Origin of the sequence: Rodentibacter rarus (assembly GCF_001998965.1) — a bacterium.
GTDB classification, from domain to species: Bacteria; Pseudomonadota; Gammaproteobacteria; order Enterobacterales; family Pasteurellaceae; genus Rodentibacter; species Rodentibacter rarus.
This window is the reverse complement of the sequence record NZ_MLHJ01000087.1, coordinates 1-13,531: the sequence shown is the minus strand read 5'-3', so window position 1 is coordinate 13,531 and position 13,531 is coordinate 1. Positions and strand designations below refer to the sequence as shown.

Annotated in this window: 12 protein-coding genes, 1 tRNA gene and 2 pseudogenes; 9 read left to right on the top strand and 6 right to left on the bottom strand. The window is 40.1% G+C overall.

Features of this window, described 5'->3' with window-relative positions; translation table 11 throughout:
- Nucleotides 1–18 precede the first annotated feature (18 nt).
- Nucleotides 19–285 (bottom strand): annotated as a pseudogene (locus BKK50_RS08810) (integrase arm-type DNA-binding domain-containing protein); the annotation flags it as partial.
- A gap of 196 nt (nt 286–481) precedes the next feature.
- Nucleotides 482–558: transfer RNA gene (locus BKK50_RS08805), tRNA-Val, on the bottom strand.
- A 223-nt stretch (nt 559–781) separates the two neighbouring features.
- On the opposite strand from BKK50_RS08805, the gene pyk reads away from it, so the two are divergent.
- The 9 genes and pseudogenes from pyk to BKK50_RS08760 form a co-directional block, all read left to right on the top strand.
- Nucleotides 782–2,218, top strand: coding sequence for a pyruvate kinase (gene pyk, locus BKK50_RS08800; RefSeq protein WP_077417306.1), 1,437 nt, complete (start codon nt 782–784; stop codon nt 2,216–2,218).
- Between the two features lie 255 nt (nt 2,219–2,473).
- On the top strand, nt 2,474–3,880 hold the full coding sequence (locus BKK50_RS08795) for a replicative DNA helicase (RefSeq protein WP_077417304.1): 1,407 nt from the start codon (nt 2,474–2,476) through the stop codon (nt 3,878–3,880).
- A 9-nt stretch (nt 3,881–3,889) separates the two neighbouring features.
- The gene (gene alr / locus BKK50_RS08790) at nt 3,890–4,972 is read left to right on the top strand and encodes an alanine racemase (protein ID WP_077417302.1); all 1,083 of its coding nucleotides are present in this window, start codon (nt 3,890–3,892) and stop codon (nt 4,970–4,972) included.
- 32 nt (nt 4,973–5,004) lie between these two features.
- On the top strand, nt 5,005–6,654 hold the full coding sequence (gene pgi / locus BKK50_RS08785; RefSeq protein WP_077417300.1) for a glucose-6-phosphate isomerase: 1,650 nt from the start codon (nt 5,005–5,007) through the stop codon (nt 6,652–6,654).
- Between the two features lie 214 nt (nt 6,655–6,868).
- Nucleotides 6,869–7,858, top strand: a complete 990-nt coding sequence (gene pheS / locus BKK50_RS08780) for a phenylalanine--tRNA ligase subunit alpha (RefSeq protein WP_077417298.1) — start codon at nt 6,869–6,871, stop codon at nt 7,856–7,858.
- A 48-nt stretch (nt 7,859–7,906) separates the two neighbouring features.
- The gene (gene pheT / locus BKK50_RS08775; RefSeq protein ID WP_077417296.1) at nt 7,907–10,294 is read left to right on the top strand and encodes a phenylalanine--tRNA ligase subunit beta; all 2,388 of its coding nucleotides are present in this window, start codon (nt 7,907–7,909) and stop codon (nt 10,292–10,294) included.
- A gap of 4 nt (nt 10,295–10,298) precedes the next feature.
- Nucleotides 10,299–10,595, top strand: coding sequence for an integration host factor subunit alpha (locus BKK50_RS08770; RefSeq protein WP_077417294.1), 297 nt, complete (start codon nt 10,299–10,301; stop codon nt 10,593–10,595).
- 54 nt (nt 10,596–10,649) lie between these two features.
- Nucleotides 10,650–11,141 carry a C40 family peptidase gene (locus BKK50_RS08765; protein ID WP_077417310.1) on the top strand — a complete coding sequence of 164 codons (492 nt, stop codon included), beginning with the start codon at nt 10,650–10,652 and terminating at the stop codon, nt 11,139–11,141.
- A 42-nt stretch (nt 11,142–11,183) separates the two neighbouring features.
- Nucleotides 11,184–11,326, top strand: a pseudogene (locus BKK50_RS08760) (IS1595 family transposase); the annotation flags it as partial.
- On the opposite strand, the gene BKK50_RS08755 reads toward BKK50_RS08760, so the two are convergent.
- The 4 genes from BKK50_RS08755 to BKK50_RS08740 form a co-directional block, all read right to left on the bottom strand.
- Nucleotides 11,327–11,593: a hypothetical protein gene (locus BKK50_RS08755; protein WP_077417292.1), complete on the bottom strand. Its 267-nt coding sequence runs from the start codon at nt 11,591–11,593 to the stop codon at nt 11,327–11,329.
- A gap of 191 nt (nt 11,594–11,784) precedes the next feature.
- Complete coding sequence (locus BKK50_RS08750) at nt 11,785–12,315, bottom strand: lipoprotein (protein WP_077417290.1); 531 nt, start codon at nt 12,313–12,315, stop codon at nt 11,785–11,787.
- Nucleotides 12,316–12,362: 47 nt separating this feature from the next.
- Entirely contained in the window at nt 12,363–12,623 is a 261-nt protein-coding gene (locus BKK50_RS08745; protein ID WP_077417288.1) for an NGK_0946 family protein, read from the bottom strand.
- A 15-nt stretch (nt 12,624–12,638) separates the two neighbouring features.
- On the bottom strand, nt 12,639–13,013 hold the full coding sequence (locus BKK50_RS08740; protein WP_077417286.1) for a hypothetical protein: 375 nt from the start codon (nt 13,011–13,013) through the stop codon (nt 12,639–12,641).
- Between the last annotated feature and the right edge of the window lie 518 nt (nt 13,014–13,531).

Here is a 13,531-nt window from a genome sequence, read left to right as displayed (position 1 = left end):
TTTGGAAGATCATTGACATTGCGGATCGATTCCTTTTGCCAATAGTGCGCGATATTCATCACGGTAACTACGAGCTTCAGCGATAGTAACTATAGGATAGCTGCCAAGGCTAAACTTTGTTCTTTTTTTGGTTGTAGGGTGGTAGTAGTTAAACTGCCATGTTTTAGAGCCGCTAGGCGTGATGAGAAGAAATAACCCATTGCCATCTGTAAGAGTGTAGGGTTTATCTTGAGGTTTGGCATTATCTACTGCTTTATTGTTAAGAGGTTTTGCAAAGCGCGCCATATCTGGGTTTATCCTATTTTTAGTAACTACGAGATAGGGCGGATCATATCATAGTTACTATCGTAGTTACTAAAAACGGCGGTCAAAAACGATTTAATACGAAAAGTTACGATAAGAGAAAGTGCGGAAAAGCCTTGTAAACACTGGATAAAACAAAGCCCCGCGTTAAGTTCCGCAGGGCTGTGAAAGGGGTATATGGTGCGACTAGCTGGACTCGAACCAGTGACCCCCACCATGTCAAGGTGGTGCTCTAACCAACTGAGCTATAGTCGCGTTGAATGCGGTGGATGATAAACAGTTTTTTTTATTAAGACAAGAAATTTCTTTTATGTTTGTTACAGATGCTAAAAAAATGAGCAAAAAAATGGGGAAAAGGGGAAAAACTCTTTTTTGATTTTGCGTTTTTTTAAGCGTATAATGCGCGCCGGTTTATTTCGCTCAAAAGGTTTGAGCGAGTTGGTTTTGTTTTTAAGTGTAAATTTGACGGAGCAGAATAATGTCTAGAAGACTAAGAAGAACGAAGATTGTATGTACTATGGGGCCAGCAACTGACCGCGATAACAATCTTGAAAAAATCATCGTAGCAGGTGCAAATGTAGTTCGTATGAATTTCTCACACGGTACACCGGAAGATCATATTGAGCGTGCTGAACGTGTTCGTTCTATTGCGAAAAAATTAGGGAAGACTGTGGCGATTTTAGGTGATTTACAAGGGCCTAAAATTCGTGTTTCTACTTTCAAAGATGGCAAAATTTTCTTAAATGTCGGGGATAAATTTGTTCTTGATGCGGAATTACCAAAGGGTGAAGGTAATCAAGAGTCCGTTGGTTTAGATTATAAAACCTTGCCACAAGATGTGGTACCGGGTGATATTCTTCTATTAGATGATGGTCGTGTTCAATTAAAAGTGTTATCTACAGAAGGGGCGAAAGTCTTTACTGAGGTAACGGTTGGCGGCCCGTTATCAAATAATAAGGGGATCAATAAATTAGGCGGTGGCTTGTCGGCCGATGCTTTAACCGAAAAAGATAAAGCGGATATCATTACAGCGGCTCGCATTGGGGTTGATTTCTTAGCGGTATCTTTCCCACGTTCAAGCGCCGACTTAAACTATGCTCGTGAACTGGCGCAACAAGCGGGGTTAAATGCGAAAATTGTAGCGAAAGTTGAACGTGCAGAGACAGTGGTTGATGATGCTGCGATGGATGACATTATTTTAGCTTCCGATGTGATTATGGTGGCTCGTGGTGATTTAGGGGTTGAAATTGGTGATCCTGAATTAGTGGGTGTTCAGAAAAAATTAATTCGCCGTTCACGCCAATTAAACCGTGCGGTGATCACAGCGACACAAATGATGGAATCAATGATTAGTAATCCAATGCCAACTCGTGCGGAAGTGATGGACGTAGCGAATGCGGTGTTAGACGGTACTGATGCGGTGATGCTTTCTGCTGAAACGGCTGCAGGTCAATATCCGGCAGAAACCGTGGCAGCAATGGCGCGTGTTTGTTTAGGGGCAGAAAAAATGCCTAGCGTGAACGTATCTCGTCACCGTATGGATAAAGAATTCGATAGTATTGAAGAAGCGGTGGCAATGTCGGCTATGTATTCGGCAAACCATATGAAAGGGGTTGCGGCAATTGTGAGTTTGACCCATTCAGGACGTACCGCATTGTTAATGTCTCGAATTAGCTCCGGATTACCGATTTTTGCTTTATCTCGTAACCAAGAAACATTAAATCTTTGTGCCTTATATCGTGGTGTAACGCCTGTGTTTAGCGATACGGAGTCTCGTAGTGCAAACGGGGCACAAGCGGCGATTGCGTTACTTAAAGAAAAAGGCTATTTGAATTCCGGTGATTTGGTGTTACTCACTCAAGGTGATGAAACCATCAAACATACTAATGTATGCCGTACCTTGATCGTTGAGTAATCAGCAAATTTGCTAAAAAGAGCGGTGGATTTTTCCACCGTTTTTTTTATTTTTTACAAGGAGAAATAAAAAATAATCAGACAAAAATTTCATTGAAAATTCTTCATCAATCACTAAAGTGATTTATTCACCTCTTAGGCACTGTTAGCAAAGCCAACACTCAAAAACTTTGTTTTTGTGACCGCACTTTTTTCTTAAATCTCCCCGTCATTTGCGGTATCATAGCCACTAATTTTGTTATACCTCAACATATCTATGGCATCTCAACCACAAATTAAATCATCCGATAAAAAAACCGCCCAAGTGAGTATTCCTCCTCATTCTCTTGAAGCCGAGCAAGCCGTATTAGGCGGAATTATGTTAAGCAATCAACATTGGGATGGTATTGCCGAACGGGTGATTGCCGATGATTTTTATACCTTTGCGCACCGTATGATTTTCCAAACTATGGAAGAATTAATACGGAGCCAATCACCGATTGATCTTATTACCCTCGATCAGGCATTAAAAAATAAGGGGATAAGTGAGGAAGTCGGTGGTTTTGCTTATCTTGCCGAGTTATCAAACAATACGCCTAATGCGATTAATATTTTGGCTTATGCGGATATTGTGCGTGAAAAAGCCATTTTGCGTGAGCTGATCGCTGTAGGTAACCGTATTGCTGAAAACAGTTATTCCCCCAAAGGGCAAGATATTAAGCTGATTTTAGATGAAGCAGAACGTGAGGTATTTGCGATTGCGGAAAAGCGGAGTACTGACAGTGAAGGACCGAAAAATGTTATTCAAGTGTTGGATGATACGATTAAGCGCATTGATATTCTAAGTAAATTAGACAATCATTCCGGTGTAACAGGGGTGACAACGGGATTTACGGATCTTGATAAAAAAACAGCTGGTCTTCAACCTTCAGATTTAATTATTGTCGCCGCCCGTCCTTCTATGGGGAAAACCACCTTTGCGATGAATCTCTGTGAGAATGCTGCAATGGCAAGTGAAAAACCGGTGTTAGTGTTTAGCTTAGAGATGCCCGCTGAACAAATTATGATGCGTATGATTGCCTCACTGGCTCGAGTGGATCAAACCAAAATTCGGACGGGGCAAGATTTGGATGAAATTGAATGGAATAAAATCAGCAGTGTATTTGGGATGTTTAAACAAAAGAATAATCTTTACATTGATGATTCATCGGGTTTAACCCCAACGGAATTGCGATCTCGGGCACGCCGTGTTTATCGTGAAAATGGGGGGCTTAGCCTGATTATGGTGGATTACTTGCAGCTTATGCGGGCTCCGGCTTTTTCTGATAATCGTACTTTAGAGATTGCTGAAATTTCACGTTCTTTAAAAGCACTAGCTAAAGAGTTAGAAGTGCCGGTTATTGCTCTTTCTCAGTTAAACCGTACCCTTGAGCAACGTGCAGACAAACGTCCTGTTAACTCGGATTTGCGTGAATCCGGCTCTATTGAGCAAGATGCCGATTTGATTATGTTTATTTATCGTGATGAGGTCTATAACGATAACTCGGAGGATAAAGGGGTGGCAGAAATTATTATCGGTAAACAACGTAACGGTCCGATTGGACGAGTACGATTAAAATTTAACGGACAGTTCTCCCGCTTTGATAATCTTGCTGAACAACGTGAGTATTATGACAATTATTAAGGATAAATAATGAACGTAAAACCGGCAACGGCAAAGATTAGTTCTCGAGCCTTAAAACAAAATTTAGCCATCATTAAACAAAAAGCCCCACAGAGCAAAATTATCGCTGTAGTAAAAGCCAATGCCTATGGGCATGGTGTGGTTTTTGTGGCATCGACACTCGAACAAACGGTCGATTGTTTTGGCGTTGCCCGCCTGGAAGAAGCCCTTGCTTTGCGCTCACACGGCATCACAAAGCCAATTTTATTACTTGAGGGTTTTTTTGATGAAAAAGATTTACCGATCCTTGCGGTGAATAATATTGAAACCGTTGTACATAATCATGAACAACTAGAGGCATTAAAACGTGCCAGCGTCCCCAGCCCGATTAGAGTATGGCTTAAAATTGATACCGGTATGCACCGCTTGGGGGTCGCTTTGGAAGAGGTGGATGAATTTTATCAGGCATTGAAAAAACTCCCCCAAATTCAACCGCACTTAGGCTTCGTGAGCCATTTTAGCCGTGCCGATGAACTTGGATCTGACTATACTCTACGTCAAATTAAGCGTTTCCTTTCTGCTACTCAAAATAAAATTGGTGAGCGGAGTATTGCCGCTTCAGGCGGTATTTTATTTTGGCCCGCCTCACATTTAGATTGGATTCGTCCCGGTATTATTATGTATGGTATTTCACCGACGGATACCGTAGGAAAAGAATTTGGTTTAACGCCTGTTATGAATCTGACCTCTTCCCTTATTGCCGTACGCCATCATAAAAAAGGCGAACCGGTGGGTTATGGGGGAATTTGGACAAGCCCATATGATACGAAAATTGGCGTGGTTGCGATTGGTTATGGCGATGGTTATCCCCGTGATGTGCCAAAGGGAACCCCGGTTTACTTAAACGGGCGTATCGTACCGATTGTTGGGCGGGTATCAATGGATATGCTGACTGTCGATTTAGGGGCAGATAGCCAAGATCAAGTGGGCGATGAAGTGATTTTATGGGGAAAAGAATTACCGATTGAAACGGTTGCCCAATTTACCGGCATTTTAAGTTATGAACTGATAACAAAACTCACGCCACGTGTTATCACTGAATACGTGGACTAATTTCAAATTAATAAATAACAGAAGGAAATACTATGAAAAATATTAATCCAACCCATACTCAGGCGTGGAAAGCGTTAGAAACGCATCAAACCGAATTGGCAAATGTGACCATTCAAGATCTATTCCAACAAGAACCGGATCGTTTTAAGGCGTACTCCTTAATCTTTAAGGAGCAAATCTTAGTCGATTTCTCAAAAAATAATATTACTCAACAAACCCTTTCATTACTTCGCCAACTGGCGCAAGAATGTTCGCTAGATAGTGCAAAAGAGGCGATGTTTAGCGGCGAAAAAATTAACCGTACCGAAAATCGTGCCGTATTACATACCGCCTTGCGTCATCGAGGCAATTCTCCGGTGATCGTTGATGGAAAAGATGTGATGCCGGAAGTGAATGCGGTTTTGGCAAAAATGAAAGCATTTTGTCAGCGTGTCATTTCCGGGGAATGGAAAGGTTATACCGGAAAAACCATCACCGATGTCGTGAATATCGGGATTGGCGGATCGGATTTAGGCCCTTATATGGTGACCGAAGCCCTACGTCCTTATAAAAATCATCTCACTATGCACTTTGTTTCCAATGTGGATGGCACGCATATTGCCGAAACCTTGAAGAAAGTTAATCCGGAAACCACGCTTTTCTTGGTGGCTTCTAAAACCTTCACCACACAAGAAACCATGACAAATGCCGAAAGTGCCCGTGATTGGTTGTTATCTGCTGCCAAAGATAAAAGTGCGGTGGCAAAACATTTTGCTGCACTTTCCACTAATAGCAAAGCGGTGGCAGAATTTGGCATTGATACGGATAATATGTTTGAGTTTTGGGATTGGGTTGGGGGACGTTATTCTCTATGGTCTGCCATTGGGTTGTCTATTGCCCTTTCCATTGGTTTTGAAAATTTTGAGCAATTATTGACGGGGGCTTATGAAATGGATCAACATTTCCGCACCGCCCCGATTGAACAAAATATCCCGACTACATTAGCCCTTGTGGGATTGTGGAATACTAATTTCTTAGGGGCACAAACGGAAGCCATTTTGCCTTATGACCAATATTTACACCGCTTTGCCGCTTATTTCCAACAAGGCAATATGGAATCAAACGGTAAATATGTGGATCGCAATGGCAATGTTATTGACAACTATCAAACCGGCCCAATCATTTGGGGGGAACCGGGTACAAATGGTCAACACGCGTTCTATCAATTAATTCACCAAGGTACAACCTTAATTCCTTGTGATTTTATTGCTCCTGCACAAAGCCATAACCCGTTAGCGGATCATCATAACAAATTGTTGTCTAACTTCTTTGCGCAAACAGAAGCACTTGCCTTCGGTAAAACCAAAGAAGAAGTGGAAGCCGAATTTGTGAAAGCGGGTAAATCCTTAGATGAGGTAAAAGATATCGTTCCATTTAAAGTGTTTACCGGTAACAAACCGACCAATTCGATTTTGCTGCAAAAAATCACGCCATTCACATTAGGCGCACTGATTGCTATGTACGAACACAAAATCTTTGTTCAAGGCGTGATTTTTAATATTTTCAGCTTTGACCAATGGGGCGTAGAGTTGGGTAAACAGTTGGCTAACCGCATCCTGCCGGAATTAGCGGGCAGCGAAAATATATCAAGTCACGATAGCTCCACAAATGGATTGATTAATCAATTCAAAGTATGGAGATAAATTTGTGTGAAAAGTGCGGTCGATTTTGACCGCATTTTTTCTTCCGACTATTGTCATTCCCAATGCTGGATTACTTTTTGCTTGAGATGTCTTTTGTGATCTTTTCAATATATTGAAAACATCCGTGTGTTCTAAATAAAAGGGTGATTTTTTAGTGCGTTGGTATTATCATTAAGCCCATTTTCAAATAATAGAAATTAATCAGAGGAAAGTTATGCAACATCTGAAAGATCTTGTAGAGAAAGCAAAATTGGCGATCGATACGATCGAGAATAAAAGTTTATCGGCATTAGATGAAATTCGTGTCGAATATTTTGGTAAAAAAGGTCATTTTACTCAATTAATGCAAGAACTTCGCAATGTTGCGGCAGAAGAGCGTCCGACAATCGGGGCTAAAATTAATGAGGCAAAGCAGACTGCTCTTGATTTTTTAAATGCTAAAAAATCAGAATGGGAGCAAGCAGAGCTCAATGCAAAATTGGAAAAAGAGCGGGTCGATGTCACTTTAGCGGGGAGAAAAGTTGAAAAAGGGGGATTACACCCTGTTACAATTACCATTAATCGTGTTACCCAGTTCTTTTCCGAACTCGGTTTCTCCGTGGAAAACGGGCCGGAAATCGAAAGTGATTACTATAATTTTGATGCGTTAAATATTCCAAAACATCATCCGGCAAGAGCAGACCACGATACATTCTGGTTTAATCCTGAATTGTTGCTTCGTACTCAAACATCCGGTGTTCAAATTAGAACGATGGAAAAAATGCAGCCGCCTATTCGCATTATGGCGCCGGGGCGTGTTTATCGTAATGATTACGATCAAACCCACACCCCAATGTTCCATCAAATCGAATTACTTTATGTGGATAAAAAAGCCAATTTTACGGAATTGAAAGGCTTATTACATGATTTCTTACGATCATTCTTTGAAGAAGATTTGCAAGTTCGTTTTCGTCCGTCTTACTTCCCATTTACCGAGCCTTCCGCTGAAGTGGATGTGATGGGGAAAAACGGTAAATGGCTTGAAGTATTAGGCTGTGGAATGGTTCATCCAAATGTGTTACGCAATGTTGGCATTGATCCCAATGAATATTCCGGTTTTGCGGTAGGAATGGGGGTTGAGCGTTTAACGATGTTACGCTACAACGTCACAGATCTACGTTCCTTCTTTGAAAACGATTTACGTTTTTTAAAACAATTCAAATAATGATATTTAAATAGCAATAAGACAACGAATTTTTAAAGGATAAGCATAATGAAATTTAGTGAACAGTGGGTAAGAGAATGGGTTAATCCAAGCATTTCAACAGAACAGTTAAGTGAACAAATCACCATGCTTGGATTAGAGGTCGATGGTGTAGAAAATGTCGCCGGTAATTTCACCGGTGTTGTGGTTGGCGAAGTCGTGGAATGCGCTCAACACCCTGATGCCGATAAATTACGCGTAACAAAAGTCAATGTGGGCGGTGAACGATTATTAGATATTGTTTGCGGCGCACCAAACTGTCGCCAAGGATTGAAAGTGGCTTGTGCCGTAGAAGGGGCAGTATTACCGGGTAATTTTAAAATTAAGAAAACCAAATTACGGGGTCAGCCCTCTGAAGGAATGCTTTGTTCATTCTCTGAATTAGGCATTGATGTTGAAGCCGAAGGAATTATTGAATTACCGTCTGATGCATCGATTGGTGAAAATTTACGGGATTACTTAAATTTAGATGATAAAACCATTGAAATCAGTTTAACGCCAAATCGTGCCGATTGCTTAAGTATTGCCGGCATTGCCCGTGAAATCGGTGTGGTGAATAAACTTTCACTAAATCAACCGCACTTTGATGCGGTACCGGCAGCGATTTCGGATCGGGTTGAGATTGATATAAAAGCACAAGAAGCCTGCCCTCGTTACCTATTACGTCTGGTGAAAAATGTTAATGTCAATGCCACCTCGCCAATTTGGTTACAAGAAAAACTGCGCCGTTGTGGTATTCGTTCTATTGATCCTGTTGTCGATATTACGAATTATATTTTGCTGGAGTTGGGTCAACCAATGCATGCCTTTGATGCAGACAAAGTGAAACCACCGGTACAAGTGCGTTTTGCAAAAGAGGGAGAAGAACTGGTTTTACTTGACGGGAATACTGCAAAATTACAATCCAACACCTTACTTATCGCTGATCAAAATGGTCCACTTGCGATGGCGGGTATCTTTGGCGGACAAGCAAGTGGTGTAACCAGTGAAACCCAATCAGTCATTTTAGAAGCGGCTTTCTTTGCACCGTTAGCCATTGCCGGTCGAGCAAGACAATATGGTTTACACACCGATGCTTCACATCGCTTTGAGCGTGGTGTTGATTTTCAATTAGCCCGTCATGCAATGGAACGGGCAACGGCATTATTGCTTGAAATTTGTGGGGGAGAGGCTGGAGAAATTAGTGAAGCCGTGAGCGAAGCCGATTTACCGAAATTAAAGACCATTCAACTTCGCCGTGAAAAATTAGATGCTTTACTTGGACATCATATTGACACGGAAACGGTGACCGATATTTTCAATCGTCTTGGTTTTGATGTGCAGTATGCCAATGAGGTTTGGACGGTAACACCGACCAGTTGGCGTTTTGATATTGAAATTGAAGAAGATTTGATTGAAGAAGTGGCGCGTATCTACGGTTATAACAGTATTCCAAATCATTCGCCATTAGCCCATTTACGAATGCGTGAACATAAAGAAGCGGATTTAGATTTAGCACGCATTAAAACCGCACTTGTAGATGCCGACTATCAAGAAGCCATCACTTATAGCTTTGTTGATCCGAAAATTCAAGGATTGCTCCATCCTCAGCAAGAAGCCCTTATCTTACCTAATCCCATTTCGACTGAAATGTCAGCGATGCGGGTTTCATTGTTAAGCGGATTATTAGGCGCAGTACTATATAACCAAAACCGCCAACAAAATCGGGTTCGTTTATTTGAAACAGGATTACGCTTTATTCCTGATGCGAAAGCTGAATTTGGTGTTCGTCAAGAATTTGTATTAAGTGCCGTCATAAGCGGTTCTGCCAAAAATGAAAGTTGGAACACGAAAGCGGAAGCCGTTGATTTCTTTGATTTAAAAGGGGATTTAGAAAGTCTGCTTTCTTTAACCGGCGTGGCAGACAAAGTGCGTTTTGTGGCAAAAACCTTTGATGCGTTACACCCGGGACAATCTGCTGCAATTGAATTAGACGGAAAAGAAATTGGATTTATTGGCACACTTCACCCATCGATCTCTCAAAAGCTGGGGCTAAATGGAAAAGTGGTTGTATTTGAAATTTTATGGAATGCCATCGCCAATCGTCAGGTTGTTCAAGCAAAAGAGATTTCAAAATTCCCTGCTAATCGCCGTGATTTAGCCTTGGTGGTTTCCGATGACATTGCCGCAGGCGAGGTGATTGAAGCCTGCAAACAAGCGGGGGGAGAAAAACTCACTCAAGTAAATTTATTTGACGTGTATAAAGGTATCGGTGTGCCAAGTGGTGCAAAAAGTCTTGCTATTAGCCTAATCATCCAAGACAATGAAAAAACCTTGGCAGATGATGATATCAATAAAGTGATCTCTGCGGTACTGGATGAGGTTAAACAACGTTTTAATGCTGAATTAAGGGAGTAAACTTATGACATTGACAAAGATTAATATTACCGAATTTTTGATTGAAAAATATCGATTACAAAAGTTAGAAGCTAAGAGTTTAGTGGATAATTTCTTTGAAGAAATTCGTCTCTCTCTTGAATCGGGCAATGATGTCAAACTATCCGGGTTTGGTAATTTCGAGTTGCGGGATAAAGCTCCCCGTCCTGGGCGTAATCCGAAAACAGGGGAGAGTATCCCTGTTTCAGCTCGCCGTGTTGTAGCATTTAAACCGGGGCAAAAATTGCGCATAAGGGTAGAAAAAGCTAAGCTGAATCCGTAATTGATAAAAAGTGTGGTTGTTTTAACCGCACTTTTTGTTCGTTTGAGAGAGAAAATGCGCCGAATTAATCGATTATTTTTTATTGTTGTAACAATATCACTGTTTGCTTGCTCTTCAGGAAACCAAGGAAGAGAAGATTATGTCATTAATTATAAAGGGAAAATTGACGATCCTATCATGGCGATAACCCTGTTAAGTGAGCAGCAATATGAATGGGCTGGAACACCTTACGTTTTAGGCGGACAATCTCGCCGTGGTGTGGATTGTTCAGGCTTTGTGCAAAAAACCTTTTTTGATCGCTTTAATATCGCTTTGCCTAGAACCACAAAAGAGCAAGCCAAGTATGGAAAACTTGTCCGAAAAGAAGATATTCAAACTGGTGATTTGATCTTTTTTAAAACGGGACGGGGTCCTAACGGGTATCACGTGGGGATTTATGTGAAAGACAACAAATTTCTCCACGCCTCCACAAAAGGCGGTGTAATTTATTCTTCAATGAACTCGCCATATTGGACAAAAACATTTTGGCAGGTGAGGCGGATTTAACCGCTCCATTAAATTATAGGGGGGACGCTAAATAACTAGACCAAACGCCATTTACGCAACTTGAATGGCATTCCTAAAGCCATTTTGAGCTATATTTGAAGGCGTGTGAATGGCATTTTAATCGCTGCAACCTAAAATATCAAATTTCCATTTTAAAACAATTAGTTAGGGGTATCTTGGGTTAGTTATCTAGGACAGCCCCAATCAGAAATAATTTCTGAAAAAGTTTTTTTTTCATTGGTCTGTTTTATTTGATACTTTTTTAGAAGTTCTTGCTTGATTTTAAATTTCTCAAAAGAAGCCCCGATAGGATCGCATTCCCAGCCTGTATGATTAGCCCTAAATATTTTATTAACCATACGGTCAATTTCTGTTTCTGTTTTTAGGTTTTCATTGTTTGAACAAGCATTCAAAATAACAATAGAAAAACAGAGAATAAATCGTTTTTTCATTAGTCTGTTTCCTATAGATTATTTATCAAAAAGTTTCACTTCATAGTGACATTTGCCATTATCATTTGCTCCCTTGCTCGTGAGCATACATTCCTTAAAGTCAGAAAACTTGGTTGTAGTACAGGCTGATATACAAAAAACAAGTGATATGATAGTAATTAATTTCATGATGGTTTCCTTATAGAAATAAACTAATTAACACGGCTACAAATTTCAGCGGAAGTATTTGCAAGCGTAGTAAATTCTGTAGCATTGACACTTTCAATTTGGCGGCGGGCAGAATGATTTCCTGATGCCATATTCTTAAATGTATTATAGAGTTTTAACTCTCTCTGTTTTAATTTTGGATCTTTATTCATTGCTGCCAATGCACGAGGGTCGTGCTTGCGAACCACCTTGCCTTTACCGGCTTGTTTTTGAACCAAATACCAGCCATCAATTTGCCAATAGGCGTTAATGCTGTATTCATATTTCAAATCAATTCCACCACTTAACAGAGGTGCGGTAACAGTGCCGGTGTTTTTCATCATACCGTTGGGTTGTATATCATAGTACTCTTTAGTAATGATATTCCAATCACCATAAGAACTGCTGCAATACCACATCCCAATAAAATCTTTTGCGGTAAATGAAGGCGGTACGACTTCTCTTTTTATTGCATCAAGTTGAGCACAGCCTGTTAATAGGGTTAAAGAGCTGAGTAATAAAAAATATTTTTTCATAATAATGACCTTAAATGAAAAAGGGCTATATGAATAGCCCGAAGTGATTAACGAAAAATTACGTTAAGAACATCTGTAACTACACTGGTTTTTTCTCGAGTAGTTTGGGTTTCCATTCTGTCTTGCTGACGTCTTAAAATGGCTTCCTCCAGTTCATTTTGACGTTGCTTTCTTTGCTGATCAAGGCTGGCTGTAGTGACCAATGCCTGTGAAGAATTACGTTCCGCATTAATTTGAGCAATGCTTTTACGTTCCGTTGCACAAGCAAATAACATTGGAATTAATGCATAAATAACTAATTTTTTCATTTTTTGCCCCTTAAGTTAGTGAATAATATAAACATCTTGTTTTTTGCTGCGATTTTCGTAGGCTTTGTTGATCGCCTTGGCTTCGTTCATTTGTATTCTGCCAATATCATCAATCATATCGCGCGTTTGTTGGCGTGAATTTTGATATTTAATTGCCTGATTTTGATAATGAATCCGTTCAGCTTCTAAGTCATCTAAACGTCGTCTTTTAGCGGTTTGGTAGGCTTCTTCTTCCCGTTGGCGATATTTAGGATATTCTTTGGCATCTAATCGATCCAACGCTTCAAGCCGGGCAAGGGCTTCACTCTCACTAACTGGTGGGGGAGAATTATTCGTACAAGCGGCAATGGAGATCACGCTTGCGGTAACGAGCATAAATTTCTTTAACATACCTGTTTTCCTCAAATAAAAGAAATGAACGATATTATTTTTTACTAATCTTTAATTTAAAAATCTTAAAAAATAGAAAGAAAAAATGTTTTTAATGGATTGAAAAAACAATATAAAAACTTTCTGATTCTAAAAAAAAAAAAAATACAAGTGCATTCAAAGAAAATTGCTAAAAAATTTTTTCATAAAAATGCTAAAAAAATGAAATTTAATGATAATCGACGTTTAAAAAGGGGCTGTTGATTATTGAGTGGTTAGGGAAGAAAAAATCAGAGGCAAAAAGTGCGGCTAAATTTAACAGTGTTATGTAGCAAATGCACAAAACAGAAATTTTAACCAAAACGTAGGGACACACTGCGTGTGTCCGTTATAAAATCAAATTATTTCAATAGGTTAAAATTCGGACACACGCAGTGTGTCCCTACAAGATAACAAAAAACAACGTTGTGCAACTGCTACATAATACCGCTTTTTTCATAAAAATGCCTTCATATTCTATTAAAAAGGCTTTGCATTAT